Origin of the sequence: Hominilimicola fabiformis, assembly GCF_020687385.1 — a bacterium.
Classification (GTDB): Bacteria; Bacillota; Clostridia; order UBA1381; family UBA1381; genus Hominilimicola; species Hominilimicola fabiformis.
The window spans coordinates 55223-72511 of the sequence record NZ_JAJEQM010000004.1 but is presented as its reverse complement, the minus strand read 5'-3'; the positions used below and the strand labels follow the sequence as shown (position 1 = coordinate 72511).

1 protein-coding gene (running past both ends of the window) is annotated in these 17289 nt (G+C 40.6%); it reads right to left on the bottom strand.

All 17289 nt of this window come from inside a single coding sequence — locus LKE05_RS04115, RCC1 domain-containing protein (protein WP_308456014.1), on the bottom strand. Of the gene's 88113 coding nucleotides, 37074 precede the window and 33750 follow it; the stretch shown corresponds to coding positions 37075-54363 (codon 12359, complete, through codon 18121, complete); the first complete codon in reading order (the gene reads right to left) occupies positions 17287-17289. Both codon boundaries (start and stop) fall beyond the window edges.

Here is a 17289-nt window from a genome sequence, read left to right as displayed (position 1 = left end):
TGCTGACATACCGCCGTTACTGCTTACTGCAGCCGCCAATACGCCGGTAAAGTCTGTGCCGTCTGTAATCTTAGCCGCAACAATTTCATTTACACTATTATTGTTTCCGACTGCAAGTTTACCGTTTGTATTGTCACCGATTACATTTACTGTACCTGTACCCTTCTGTACCATCATTGATGCGTTGCCGCTTGTTATATCAATAGTTTGGCTCATATCAGTATTCTTTACAGGAGTGCTTATAGGTAGAGTATTTGTAGTGATACCTGTCTGATAATTGTCATTATTACCCCATACATAATATTCGTATGAGTTATTTGTTGTATTTTCTGTAAGGGCAGCTGCGTTACCGTTACCGGCTGCAACTTCAAGCACACGGATATTTTCAAGTCCGCCACCGCTTACTATTGCCTGTCCTGTAACGCTGTCTATCACACCTTCGCCCATTTCTGAGTTTTCGTTACTACCCCATGCAAGAACTTTACCAAGTTCCTGAACACCATAGCTTGTTGTAAATTCATCTCCTTTACCTGCAGCTATTGATGTCATTCTTGATACAGGAACATAAACAGGTGTTGAAACGATTTCGTTATCAGAATTTTCTACTTGCTTAAACTTATTTGAACCCCATGCAAATACGTCACCGTTTGATGATAATGCCATTGCATAACTGTTGCCTACGCTTCCGCCGGCACTTATGTCTTGCATTACTACATTATAATCAGTGAAGTATGCAACCATTTGAGGTGATGGAACAAGTGTTTCCTTGTTTGATACCTCTGATGGATTCTTTTCGTCTATAAAGTCAGAAGTATCTGTACCGTTACCAATCTGACCGTTATTGTTTCTGCCCCATGTATACAAGTTACCGTCAACGTCTATAGCCATTGCGAAGTCAGGACCTGCGGCAATCTTTGTGAACTTAACAGGAACTTCTCTTGATGTAACAACGTCTTCGCCGTCTGCACCTGTTGTTATTTCAGTTACAGTCTTTGTTACATTAAGTTTCTGTGGTTTCATATCGATACTGCCGACACGACCTAATCCAAGACCAAGTTGACCATAAGTATTATCGCCCCACGCGTACAAATCACCGTTTGCACGAAGTGCAAGGATAAAGTTATCTCCGGCTGAAATCTGCGGATAAGCAATATATTCTTCATCTGCATTTTCTGCCTTAACTTCTGTATCGTCAGGAAGAGATATAATATGTACATACATTCTCTTTTCGGCATTATCATCGCCTCTTGCAGAGATTTCTACATATGTCTTTCCTGTGCTTTCTGCACTTACCTGACCATATCCATCTACTGATGCTATGTCACTGTCAAGGACTCTGTATGTTGTGCTGACATTTACAGGCTGTTCATCTTCATATAGATTAAAGCCTTGATGTGCTGTCATACCTATACGTTTTGATTCTTGATTCTTCTTAACAAGTATTTCGTTTGAATCAAGAGTTATAATCAAGTCAGAGCCAACCATTGATGCTGTTGTAAAGTCTGATGTTACATCTTGATTTGCAATCTGACCCTTGTCATTCTTACCGAATGCCCATACATAACCGTCACTGTCAGCATAAGCTGAATGTACGCCGCCAACAGATGATGTCATACTAAGTACATTTGATGCAATTTGTCCGTCTGTTCTTACAACATTGGATTTACCCGATAGAGTATAAACGTCACTTGACAATCCGCCTACACCAAGCTGACCGCTTGAAGCAAGTCCGCCCATAATAGGTGTTCCGTTTGAATCCACGATATACAAGCTTTCGCCACCGCCGATAAGCACTGCATTTGAAATTTCTGCAAGCTTTGTCGGTTTAGTAACGTCAAGTTTCATTTCGCCGAATTCACCGTTCTTATTTGCACCCCATACCCAAACACTACCTGTTACATCTGTATCAACAGTTATGTCTTGTGCAAGAGCATATGTAATTGCCATTACATTTTCGCTGCCGGCTGCAATCGCCATTACACGATTTTCCATTTCAGCAGTTCCGGCTCTGAAGTCAACGTTATCTGTGTTTTCACCTGTACCGTACTCATATCTTGTACCCTTACCTTGTGAATATACAGAACCGTCAAATTTAAGCATATGAGATGTTGCACTGTTTCCGATTGCAACTTGTGCAACTGAATCAGTTACTCTTATCGGTGCTTGATAGTTATTGACACCGCTTTCCATACTTATTTGATTATAAGCATTATTACCACTGCCGTATACAACGCCGCCGTCCTCTACAAACAATGCAAACATTGCGTCATTTGTAAGTCCGCCGATTGCTATATCGACAATGTTTGATATATAGCCGGCTTGTGACAATGCGTCATCACCATAAGACGGTTGTTCACCAATCTTAACACGTTCAGGTGTACTTACCTTAACTGATGTACTGTCTATACCAAGCTGACCGCTATCGTTTCTGCCCCATGCCCATACATGACCTGTTGTATCTATAGCAAGAGCACTGTCGCCTGCGGCTGCAATCTTAACTATTCTTACGTTATCGCCGTTTTCATCTTTTATGCTTACCTGTTGAGGGTAAATTGCTGTACCGAAGATTTGTCCGCTACCAAGCTGACCATACTCGTTACCGCCCCATGCCCAAACAGTTCCGTTTGGTTTTAGTGCGTACGTTGTATTTGTACCAGATACAACCTGTGGATAAGCAACGCTATCCACATAGCTGTCAGTATCCGATCCGCCGATTCTTGAATCTTTCGGACGAACTTCTACCTTAAATGTACCAACTGTCAATGAATCATCGGCAAGTGATACGATTACATATGTTGTTCCTTCCTTCTTACCTGTAAGCTTACCTGTTGAAGAATCTACTTCAACAATGTCACTGCTACCGTCCCATGTCTGCCACTTCAATTCAACTTCTTCTGTTGAAGTACCTTCTGCACCGCTCAACAAGTTGAATGAAGATATTGTAGGACGTTTTGGTTCTTCTACGTCATCAACTCTTAGTGAATATGTATATTTATCAAACAAGAAGTATGCAGTTCCGACACGAGCCGGTTCATATCTGTCAACCGTTGTTCCGTCACCGATTATTCCGTTTTCATTAATACCATATGCCCATACAGCACCGTTATCTGTTGTAATTACAGATATATCACTGTTTGTTCTGCCGTTTGATACAAGAATTACATTTTTAACGTATCCGCTAACGTCTGTCTTTCCTGCAAGAACTCTGCCTACCGGAAGAATTTCGTTATCATGTTCTGTGCCACGTCCAAGCATAGCTCCATACATACCTGCTGACCACAAGTTTTCACTGCTGTAAGAACCATCATCGTTATGACCACCGTTTGCATAGATTACCTGAACATACTCAGATATATCACCGCTAAGTGGGAATGCACCTCTTTGAGCCCATTCAAAGTTGTATGCTCTTACCGGTGTCTTTTCTACTGTCAAATACTCAGGACTGTCGCTGCCATATCCAAGTTGACCTTGTCTTAGGTCACCCCACATAGCTACACCGCCGTCCATAAGTATAGCCATAATATTATTTGTACCGCCAAATGCAGCTATTGCTTTTTCAGGAAGTGATGCACGGCTTGGTGATGTCGAAATATTTTCGCCTATACCGTAAATGCCGTTTGAATTATCACCCCATGTAATAATCTGACCGTCAGCCTTTAAGACGTGCATTGTATCTCCGAGTTTATCAGGGATAAGCTTTCTTGCACTCTTAAGAATTGTATTTCTGGTTGTGATATTTCTCGGAAGAGTCATCTTCGCATTATATGTATCCTGCGGTGAAACAACTCCCTTATAGTTATAACCCCAACCAAAGATATTGCCGTCTGCATCGATTGCATATGAATACTGCTTTGTACCCTCTTTTGAATCAGAGCCTGTACCTGCAGCCGCAATATCAATAATTCTTGAGCCGTAAATCGATTCAGTAACTGTACCTTCGGCACTGTCACCAAGATAATAAGATCTTGTCGTTCCATAAACTCTTACTGCGTACTTCTGTACATTGAATTCAGTTTGTGAACCGTTGCCAAGAGCACCCTTAACACCTGTACCCCATGCATATACATGACCATCACTTGTAAGAGCCAAGCTGTGATTTCCGCCTGTTGCTATCTTGATTACATTTGTCAATGCACTCGGACTTGCTGTAGCATTTTCACGTTTCAGTACCTGTACAGGAATTGTAGTATATGAAGACTTGCTACCGTTACCTGATTGACCGTATGAGTTATTACCCCACGACCAAACTGTTCCGTCTGAACGAAGTGCAATAGTGTGGTTTTCACCTACTGCAATCATCGGCATAACGTTACTTCTGTCATTACCTGCCGGAATAACATTAAGTTTAATTGTACCTGTATTGCCTCTTGAATCCTTTGCAACAAGATATGTTACGCCAGTCTTTTGCTTAATATACAATTTACCTGTTGTGTTATTTCCGCCGTTTGGATTAGCCTCAAACTCTGCCACTTCAGTATTTAGTGACTCGAATGTCAATCCTGTCGGTTTATAAGCAGACTCACCGAATAGTGTAAAGCCTATAACGCCTACTACATTGTCAAGATCAATCTGGATTACATCGTTTTGTCTTACTGCTGTTTCAAGAGTACCATTATCACGCATAATAGTATCATAGAACATATGAATTGGTATGTCTGATATATCATTTCGTGTCAATGTTGCCTCTGCAAAATCAATATAAGCTCCGCCGCCGTCTATAAGTACAGCCGCCGGATATTCACGATTATCCTGTGTACCGTCACCAATCTGACCTCTTGTGTTATCACCCCAAGCATAGATTTTACCTATACTATCGAAGATAACGCCATTCGCACCGTTTGCTGCCGCCGCAATAGATTTTGCACCGTTGAACGGTTCATAATGGTGATCCGGATCACTGTCACCTGCGTGCAATAATACAACTGCATTATCTTTTACGTCAGGATAATATGCGTTTCCGTCTGCATCATTTACTGTATCTATACCAAGTTGACCACCGTTCTTGTCGTCAATTTGGTTATTACCACGAACTCTTGAATGTCCGTTTATATAAGTTACGAATGCACTTTCACCGGCTGTTACACCGTTCGGAGTCCAATCTTCACCTTCAACAGTTTCATTATATACATCTGAAAGAGTTGGATTTTCAACAACAGTTTCATATGTATTATCGTCTTTTAGATACATACCAAGTTGGTTATGGTTATTACTGCCCCATGCCCATACATGGCTTGTTTCTGACAATGCAAGTACACTGTTTGTTGACGCAGACATTGTAACTGCTTTTTCAGCTATATCTGCATATGCTATACCGTTACCGTAGTAATCGCCGTCACCAAACTTATACGATGTATTTTCGCCCCATGCGATTATGTCACCGTTTCTTGTAAGTGCATAACTTGTATTATTGTCAGCATATACTGCCGCAATTTCCAAAGAACTCTTAATATGTAGTTTTTGCGGTGTCAAAGCTGTTTCTGTTAATTCAGGAATTACCTGATGGTTGCTTCCGTCACCGAATGCATATATATCGCCTGTGTTTGTAAGCAATAATGTATGATTCAAGCCAACTGCAATGTCTACTACGTTATCAATTCCTTCTACTCTTACAGGAGAAATCGAGTTATCCTTTGTACTGTTTCCAAGTTGACCGTTATCATTTCTACCCCAAGCATATACTTCACCGTTTATTGTAACGGCTACCATAAATCCGTCACCTACAACGACCTTCTTAACGTTACCATTTATTGCAACTGTCGGTGTTGTTGAATATGGTGTTGCGTCGCTTGTAAGTCCTATACCAAGTTGACCGTATGTATTGTCACCCCATGTATATAGTACACCGCCGTCTGTAACGGCTGCCATTGTCTTACCGCCTACAGCTACATATGGGTAAACTTTACTGTCATCTCTTATAACTGTTTCGCCTTGTTCAAACTGAACATCCATTGGCATAACGTTAATCTTGATAATTCCTGTTGCGCCTGTTTCATTACCCTTTACAACAATATATGTTGTTCCAAGAGCTATTGCACTTGTTTGATCTGCCGGTGTAACTACACCATCATTTGAAACAATTGCTACACTTTCGTCAAGTGACTTGAATGTATAACCGTTATCTCTAACCTTAAACGAACCTGTTATCAAGTTAAAGCTTGGATCTCTTTCAACGAATATTTCATTCATATCTATTGAAAGGATTTCACTTCTAAGAATATTTACCTCGTAAGGCATTGGATCATCGTCTGTGTACTGCTTTGTAATATCAGTATAATCACCGTTTGCGTCACGTCTGATTATTGCTCCGCTATTCATCATAACAGTATCAGCACTTCTGCCTATACCAACAAGGACAGGAATATCCTTATCAACAGCTGTACCGTCGCCAAGTTGACCGTTTGCATTATTACCGATAGAGTAAACGTCACCGTTACTTCTTAGTATTGCAGATGTGTTATCACCCGACGCAATCATAATTGTATCTGTAACAACACTGTTATTATCAAGGTCATCAAGCAACTCTACTGCCATCTTATTTGTTTGAATACCACTTGCTGAAGTGATTGTATTCAAATTTTTACCCCATGTAACAACGTTCTTTTCTGAACGTGTCAATGCGTTCATATGTTCTTTTCCGACAGAGATTTGTCTGATGTCTGTTAGAAGTACACCGATATGATTTTCCTTGTCGTACTCATACATAACCTGAGCCGGAACAGCTACTGCATCAGCTGTACTGTTATTACCTACCTGGCTGTAACTGTTATCGCCCCATGCCCATGGAGTACCGTCTGTCTTAATTGCCGCAGAATTATTATATCCTGCATAAATCTTTTCAACATCTTGAATATCAACTGCTACCGGAATAGTTCTTGTTGTTGCGCTTGTCTTAGTTCCGTCAGCCTCAAGAACATCTTCGTATGTTCCTTCACCCAACTGACCTCTGCTGTTATCGCCCCATGCCCATACACTGCCATTCTTATCAAGAGCAAGCATATGGTGTGCACCTGCCGCGATAGATACGATATTTTCAAGATACATTGTTGTACTCTTGCTCTTACCTGCAAGAACTCTTTGAGGATATTTCTGAATATCATCTGTCTTACTTATTCCAAGCAAGCCCGATGCATTATTACCGAACATCCATACACGACCCTTGTTATCAAGAGCTGCTGTAAAGTCGTCGCCGGCTGTTATATCAACAATGTCTGTCAAATATTGTGCATCTTCTGTTTCAGAAGTTGATGCGCCTGTTACTACTGCAACCGGAATTAGGCTATCTGATGTATTGCCTGTACCAAGCTGACCGTCTGCACCATGACCCCATGTGTAAACCTTACCGTCTAATGTAAGTGCTACACTGTGGTACTTACCTTGTGCAACCTTAACTATTCCGTCAAGGTATCCGTCACTTATAGGGTTACGAACTTGAACCGGCATTGAAGAAGGAGTTACTGAGTTATTACCAAGTTGTCCGTATGTATTATCTCCCCATGTCCAAACTGTTCCGTCTGACATCAATGCTATTGAATTAAAGCTGTTCGACGCAACCATCGGTGCGGCTAATATATCTTTACCGAATTCCTCATCGTCACGCTTTGTCGCTCTGAATTCCAATTCAAATGTTTGTGCGATATTTCTTGTTCTGTCTTGAACAATAAGTGTTGTAACGGCATACTTGCTGTCAATAGCTTTTTGTGTAGGTGTAACAATCCAGTTATCGTCTACACTGAACAAGCTTGTATCAGCAGGTATCATATAGATGTCTTCTACCTTAAACTCATCATTACCTGTTTCAGAATCAGTATTTAGATAGAATCTCATTTCATCATATACTGCATTCTTATCAAGAACAAATTGCTGAATGTTGCCTGACGCATCATTTGTCAATGTAATTGTTCTCGGTACATAGTTTTCAGTATCATAATCTACACTTTCAAAGCTTTGTAGGCTAATATCATCGCCGGCAGAATATACTTCGTTCATTTCAACAATATCGCTTTCTTCAAGCATGCTGAACATTGCAAATTCTGCTGATGTTACGATTGAACCTGCCTGTGTATTAGTAACAATACCTGCTTTTCTTATTGTTAACTTAGAGTTTGCACCGACTGCAACCGGAACAAGTTGTTCATCGAACGTACTGTTACCGATTTGTCCTGAGTCGTTTTTACCCCAAGCATACATATTTCCGCTTGTTGTTTGAACAACTGTATATCCGTCACCTGCTGAAACTGCCTTTGCATTGTTAATATCACTCTGCATTACAGGATATAGTCTTTCAAAGTGAGTTGCGTCACCTATCTGACCATTATCATTATTACCCCAGCTATAAACGTGACCGTCTTTGCTTATTGCTACAGCTGTCTTCGGTGATGCGGCTATTGCATAAATACCTTCAAGAGTACCGTCACCTGTTACTCCGGCTACGGCTACAGCTGATTTCTGTATACCGCCCTTTGTACCGTTGCCCATTACTCCGTATGTATTATCACCCCATGCGTAAACTATTCCGTCTGCCGTTAATGCAAGTGAATAGTTATCGGCTGCGGCAACTGCAACTGCATTTGTAATGCTTTCACCGTTTGATTTCTTAACAGCTTGTAATACTGCGCTTGATGAACCACTTGTGTTCTGACCAAGCTGACCGTATGTATTATCACCCCAAGCATAAACTGTACCTTGAGTAGCAGTTTCTGCCTCAGATGCAGGAATAACTATACCAACTGAATGATTCTTACCAGATGCTACTTCAAGGAAGTTCAAGTCACCCTTATCTCTTGTTACAAGGTGAGCCTCCTTAGCATAATTTTCAGTTGACGGTGAAGTCATAGGCTTACCGTTATTTAGTATACTCTGCTGATAACCAAGCTGATTATGATCGTTCTTACCCCATGTATACGCTCTCTTTGTCAAAGCGTCAATGATAATTGTATGGCTTTCGCTCAATTCAACTGCCGAAACAAGAATTGTTTCATCAGCGTTTGGTGTAGCCGGATTATCCTTTAGGGCTTCGACAAGTGTCGGATATGCAACTATCTTTCCGTCAACACCAAGTTGTCCGTTATCATTATTACCCCATACATAAAGTAGACCGTCTTGATCTATTGCAGCTGAACTGTTTGCACCTGCTGCAACATATTTTATGTTTGTAAGCAACTTTGTATTGCTTTCATTTTGACCTATACGAACTTGACGAGGAACAAACTTATCTACATTTGATGTTCCGTATGTACCGTCACCAAGTTGTCCGTATGTATTGTCACCCCATGCCCAAACTGTTCCGTCTGCACGAAGTGCCAATGTATGTCCGTATCCCGATACAATCATCGGAACTGTAATCTCTGTATCTGCGCTTTGAGCAACTCTTACAGTGAATGAGTACGAACTTCCAAGAATCTTATCTGTTACTGTTATTACAGAACTATCAATTCTGCCCATACCTGTAACAACACCGTTTGAGTCAACTGTAACTGCTGACGGATTACTTGATGTAAATGTCAATCTGTCAGTAGTCATTTCATAGCCTACTCTGTCATATACAGATGAAGATTCAATATTTGCACTACCCCAAACTGAGTCGCCTGCAATTTGAAGAATTTGATTGCTTGTAAGTTCAAGTGATGTCGGTAATGGATTAGACATTGTATATGCTCTTGTAACTTCATCGTTTTCTTTAACCTGAGCATAAACAACATTCAAGTTCAATACCTTCATTTCATCATATGAAACAGGTTCGTCTGATGAAATTTCTTTACCGTGAACTGAGCCTTCGCCCCATGCGTATGTTGTACCGTTTGCGTCTGAAACTGTAAATACATTTCCTACTGACGCAAGTCTTACAATATTCTGTAGCTTATGATCTGTATCGCCGGCACTTTCACCTTCTGCTTTAAGTTCAGCAGATAAGTTACCGTTACCCCAAGCATATACATGACCATCCTCAGTCAAAGCCGCACCGCCTTTGCCTGTTGCGGCAATCTGTACAACCTTTTCTGTTATAGGAAGTAATGTCGGTGTAAGTTCACGTTGTATCTTTATACCTATACCAAGCTGTCCGTTATCGTTATTACCCCAAGCATATACATCGCCATCGCTTGAAAGTGCAATTACATGACTTTCACCGACTGCAATTTGTGTAATAACTTTTCCTCGAGGAATTGCTGTTGCTACCGGTGTTCTATTATATGACTTAGCATATCCGTAACCATTTTGACCTGATGTATTAACACCCCATGAATATACTGCGCCGTCTGAAGTAAGAACTACAACAAACGAATTACCTACTGCTGCCTGAACAACCTTGTTTGTATCAAGGTTATTGCCCTTAACTTGTGCAGGTTCGGTTGTATCACCCGTTCTACCAAGCTGACCAAGTTTATTGTCACTTCCCCATGTATAAATGGTTCCGTCATTCTTGACCATAATTCTTGTACCGTCATCATTATAAGGTGACGCAAATACGCCTGTTTCAGCTTGAGGTTTTCCGTTATCTCTTACTGCAACCTTAATATATGATACAAGATTTTCTGTTGTTTCAACAACTTTGATTACAGTTGTTCCGTAACGTCTTTCCTTTGTTGCATCGCTTAATGTAACAACACCTGTTGTTTCATTTACAGACATAATAGAAGGATCTAATGAATAGAATCTTATATTTGCACTGTCTGCGATACTGATTTGTGAATCATTTGATGCGAACAAGTTAAAGTCATTATCGGCTGCCGCCATTGTTATTGAATTATTGCTTATTGTAAGTGTATCGTCCGGTGTGATTGTTACGTTATAAGGAAGTGGGTTATTGCTATCATATGTAACATTTGTACTTCCTGTAACGTACGCATTTGTTATTGTCAAACCGTTCTTATCACTTAGCTTAACTGTATTAGCAAGATTTACGTCTGCTCTTGTGCCTATACCAAGTTGTCCGTTGTCATTTTGACCCCAACCGTATACGATACCGTTTGAGGCAACTGCAAATGATGTATTATAGCCTGCACCTACACCCCACATATTTATCATATATTGGTTAGTCTGTGAACTTGCACCTGAGTAAACCTTATTAGGTGTCTTATATTCATTTGCATTTGTGCTTAAACCAAGCTGACCTAATGTATTGTTACCCCAAGCATATACATTGCCTTTTTCTGTGATAGCAACGATATGACTGTAACCCAATGCCATAGCTTGAATATTTTCTTCAATATTCAATGCAGTATCAGGTACTGACAATACATTTGTATCAGAGTTATTACCTAATTGATAATTTCCGTTTGCACCCCATAGATAAGCTTTACCGTCTGAAATTATAGCTGAGTAATCACCTCGAGCAATAATCTGATCGACTGTAGCTATTGAAGTCGGAATATTTATCTCTTTCGGTACACCGTCGGTTGACGCACTGAATGTATCTGTGCCCTTACCAAGCTGACCAGAGTCATTTGCACCCCATGTATAAACCTTACCTACAGCATAAACCATTGCATGATTTGCTCCGGCTGTAATCATTGTTGCACCTGTGATGCTTTCTATCTTGCTCGGTGAATAGAAGTCGCTGTGAGCCATTGTATTTCCAAGACCCATCTGGCTGTAATCATTATTACCCCAAACATAAACGTCACCTGCACTTGTTAGTGCCATTGCGAAGTTATCGCCTGCTGAAATTCTGATTATGTATTCACCTACTGCCAAATCGAATGATACCTTTTGTGGAGTTGACTTATCATCAACAGAACCGATACCAAGTTGACCTGACTCGTTTGCACCCCATGTATATACATTACCGTCATCAGTAAGTGCCATTGCAAATTCTTTACCGGCTGCAACTGATGAGATATTTGAAAGTGCGATTTGCTGCGGATTAATAACTTGTGCGTTATTACCACCCTTGCCATTACCAAGTTGTCCATGAGTATTATTACCCCATGTCCATACACTGCCGTCTGCTTTCAATGCTATCGTAAAGTCACTGCCACCTACTATTGTCGCAGACTTATTTGCTGAATATTCAGGCTTAATAACTATATTGAATGACTTTGTATATTGAGTTGGGTTATGTTTAACTGTAACCTTTGCAATACCGTAGCTTGTAGCAGTCTTAGGTGAAATAACACCTGTAGCATTGTCGATTGTTAACAAATCACTGTCTGTCGAGATTGTTATATCGCTCGGACTTACAGTTGATCCACCTGAACCTCCTGTGCTCATTGATGTATAAACATTAAATCTGCTTATTGATGTTATAACCTTTATTGTATTCAAATCTACCGCAACATTCTGAGTTGGGAATATTGAAATACTTTCCGGAACTGTTGTGTATGTTTCACCTACAGGTGTACCTGTTACATTAATCTTTGTTATAACAAGTCCCTTTGAACCTTCTGAACTGCTTCCTATACATTGAGGAACAGATGCACTCGTTTCACCGTCTGCAAGAGCCGTACCAAGTTGACCTTGATCATTATGACCCCATGTATAGATTTCACCCATATTTGTGAACAATACAGAATGTTCGTTTCCGGCTGATATACCGTTTGCACCGCTAAAGTCACTGCCATCTTCGTTTACAACTTTGACAGCCGTTGACTTCTGTGCTTTTGTACCGTCGCCAAGTTCACCGTACATATTATCGCCCCATGCGTAAATTGAACCGTCTGCAGCGATTGCCAATGAGTGAGTAATTCCGGCGTCTATATCTACAATTCCTTCAAGATCGAAAGTTTCGTAGTTAAGAGCTGTTACAACCTTACCAGGCATAGCTCTTGTTTCACCACTACCGTCACCAAGACGTCCATAGTAGTTATAACCCCATGTCCATACGTTTCCGTTTTGTGAAAGTGCGGCTGTATGTTCATCGCCTGCCGAAATCTTAGCTACGTTATACTTAAATTCTGAATCTGCATCTCCAAGAACTTCTCTCGGAACATCATAACGATCTGCCGGATTTGTATCGTTCATACCAAGCTGACTGTTTACATTTCTACCCCATGTATATACAACACCGCTTGTTGTAAGAGCAGAAGTATGGTTACCGCCCGCTGAAATACCAACGATTGATTCAAGATGTTTTGTTTCGCCGAAGTCTGTTACGATAACAGGTACATTATAATGTTCAGAGGCATTTGTTCCGTATACAGAACTTGCCTTTTGCTGATGTCCGATTTGACCTGATTCGTTGCTGCCCCATGCGTAAACTGTACCATCTGCCATAAGTGCAACTGAATGATTTTCACCGGCGGCAATATCAACGGCATTTGTAATTCCGTTTACAAGAACCGGATAATTGCTATCTTCATTATAACCATTACCAAGCTGACCTTTTTCACCGCCGCCCCATGCGTAAACCTTACCGTCTGCAGTAAGTGCAAGAGCGTGACTTTCACCGGCGGCAATCTTCACAACGTTTGTAAGAGCAGTGTTTTCACTTAACTCAACTTGTGTTGCAACATCTACATATTCATCAGATTTCACACTTACTTTATTATGTAAGTTTGAACCCCATGACCATACAGTTCCGTCATCCTTTAGAGTGATAACAAAATCTGTACCGGCTGCAACCATAGGCGCTGTGAATGCACCGTTAGGTATTACATTTACCTTTATAAATCCAACGTTTTCACCGTCAGTTCCGTCATCGTTAAGTTCAATAATCTTTATGTAAGTTGTTCCGTAACGACCTGATACTGTCGAAATTGTTTTTCCATTTACTACTGCTACATTTGAATCAAGAGCTTCAAGTCTGTAATTCATAACATTTTCCCATCTCTTTGTACCAAGTACATTGAAACGATAAGGAACGAACTTCTTAACTCCGTCAATACCAAGCTCATCGCCGCTTTCAATATTAAATTCATATAGAAGCTTAGCGTCATCTGTGTACGAAACTGTACCTACAACCGCCTTAGTTACACGAATGCCTTCAGGCGCTTTATTTACCTTAATCGGTGATTCTGAATAATTATTTGTGCCGTCACCAAGTTGATAATTACTGTTTTCACCCCATGTATATACATCACCGTCTGAAAGGACTGCCATTGCGTGATTACCGCCAGCCGCAGATGTAATAACATTGCTTAGTCCGTCAACCTTTGTAGGAGTTTCGTTCTTATTCCATGCGTATGCACTGCCGTCAACCGATACTGCGGTGAATTGTTCACCCTTAGCGTCTACTTGGGTAGCATTGTCAAGAACTTTTGTTGCGGTGTTTTCGCCGCCACCCCATGTATATACACTGCCGTCTGCTGTAAGAGCAATAGATGTATCTGCACCGGCTGCGATTGCAACTACACTGCTTACACCCTCTGCCATTACAGGTAGCGGAGTTGATGATGTATCAGATCCAAGTTGTCCTGAATCATTTGAACCCCATGTCCAAACTGAACCGTCTGCCTTCAATGCTACTGTATGATTTTCACCAGCTGCGATAGCTTGTACATTAGTAATTCTCAATGGTTTTGCATAATAATTCTGTCTTGATCTGTTCTGACCAATCTTATCAGATACTGCACCCCATACATATACTCTACCGTCTTTTGAAAGTGCAACTGCATGAGTCGAATATGCCTTAACAGATATAATATCTGAAAGCGGTGTATCTGAACTGTTCATAACTCTTTGCGGATATGCGTAAGCAGTTGAACCTGCATTGCCTATACCTGTTTGAGAGTTTTCATTTGTACCCCAAGCGTATACTTCACCGTCATTTGTTAGAATTACGCTGAAGTTTTCACCTGACGCAAATTCTTTTACGTTATTAAATATAACTTGTCCGTCATCGTCTTTCATTACAACACCCGGAACATATACATTAGTTTGATTATCGAACAATGATACGTTTAACTTATCATAGCTGTTATCGCCCCATGCACTTACTGTTCCGTCTGCATTTACAATTACAGAACTTGTTGTACTCAATGATGCTTCCGGAAGTGATGTTGTTCCGTCTGCAATTAGACCTATTCTTATAAAGCCCGTAGCAGTATCACCTTTAAACTGTGCTGACATTGTTACATATGCACTGTCACCCGCTACTGCATTTTCTGGTGATTCTGCCTTAACGGTTGAATTAGTTGATGTAACTTCTATTGCCTCTTCATCAGTTGACTTAGCATCAATATTATCTACTGATATTTCTGTCACACGCTTATCGAAGTATAGGTTAAATGCAAGAACTTCTTCTACAACAATTCTGTCAATAACCACAGTTTCGTCAACATCTATCATAATTTCGTTCGGATATTCAAGTTCCTTAACAGGAGTTGTCAAATCCGACTTCTTATAAACATACGCGTGTGCAACCTTAATCATCTTGGTTGCCGGTTCTGTAATTGCCTGAACAGGGTAGTTCTTATTAACATTTGTCTGATCGCCAAGCTGACCTGAACTATTTGAACCCCATGTCCAAACTGTACCGTCTGAAATATATGCAGACATTGAATCTCCGCCGGCAGCACCGTTTAGGGCACCCTTAATGCCATTCGATGATGACCATACTCCGCCGTCATTTGATACGATTTGTACAGGAGCTGAGCTTGTGCCGTTTGCTCCCATTTGACCATCTGCATAGTTGCCCCATGCCCAAACAGTATTATCGGCTGTTGTTGCAAGATTTGAATTCTTTTCAGCTGAAATATGATTAATTACTTCATCATCAGGAATATCAACTCTTACAGGTGCATAGCTGTTTGATTGAGCTGTTGTCTTACCGAATTGACCTTCTGAATTATCGCCCCATGCGAATACATAACCATTCTTAGATGTAAACGCCTTATCTGTCGGAACGTCATACTGTGTATGATTTTCGTTTTGTTCTTTAATAAGTGCAACGTTATGGTTTGCACCCGAACGTACTTCTACAACGTTATTTAGGTAAACACTGTTGTATGGGCTTTCGCCTACTACTACAAGTGCCGGATAGTTAAGGTATTTACGCAATGTATTACCAAGTTGACCCGACGCGTTACCTGCTTCTGCTCCGCCGTTGCTCCATGTCCATACATAACCGTCATCACGAAGAATCGTGTTATGCGAAATTCCGCCTGTTACTTCAAGTGCATTTTCAAATAAATCGCTTGTTGATGCACTTTCGCCCTTAATCAATGAAGTTGGACTTGAACCGTATGACCAATACTTAACTGTTCTGTCGTTCATTACTGCATAAACCATACTGTTTGCAGCACCAACTGCAACAGCGTCTGTAAGTTTCAATACAGGATATGAATCTGAGTTATATCCCCATGTATAAACATTGCCGTCTGCATCCAATGCAACAGAGAAGTTTGTACCTGCGGCTATATCTACTATCTTCTCAAGGAATCCGCTACCGTTAACACCCAATACTTGAAGTGGATAGTTGTCGTTTGAGTTAGAACCGTCACCAAGTTGGTTATTAGTTCCGCGACCCCATGTCCATACAGTACCGTTTGTCTTTAATGCAACTACATGAGATTCACCGTTTACAACCTTCGGTGCGGCATACTTTATATCTGTACCGTACTTCTCTTCTTGTGTAGGCATTACGCGAACTTTGAAGATAAATGATATATCTGAATTATCATCACGGAGCATAAGTGTTGTTTCACCGTATGCTTCATTCTGATTCGGAACAATTCTTGCGACTGTTCCGTTCATTTCAACCGTTGCAATATTTTCATCAATATTTGTCAAATGTAAATCAGGAGTCCAGTAGAATGGTTCTGATTCTTTTTCTGTAAATGCAAGGTTGAAACCAGGAGAAATTAATCTGTAAACATCACTGCTTAGATTAAATTCTATATATTCATTACTGTTAATTGTAATCATATTAGGCATTGGGTTAGTTGTTGAATACTCAGTAACAGCTGTGTTACTGTCGCTTTCATAAATTCCGCCGCCTATAACGTCAGGACGGATATAATCCGTAGCACCTGTCTGTACTGCAAATGTACGGTTATTAAGTGTAAAGTCACCTATTTCTCCGTTTGTACCTGTACCCCATGACCATACAGTACCGTAACGTGTACTATACATAACTGTATGTGAGCCTCTTGTTGAGATAATGCCGTACTTCATCATTTGTTCTGAGAAGTTCTCAGGTTTAGCATTAATTGTGTTACCCTTTACAACCATTTGAGGTGTATTAACACTTGTTGATGTTGTATCGGCTATACCAAGCTGATAAGATACATTTGTAGGATTTGTTTCTGTGTACTTTCTACCGTAAATAGTAGCTGTATCATAGCTTGTCAATCTGTCCTTATCTGTCCATATTGTTTCATAGAATGTCAAATACGGAGGAGGTGTCTTATCACC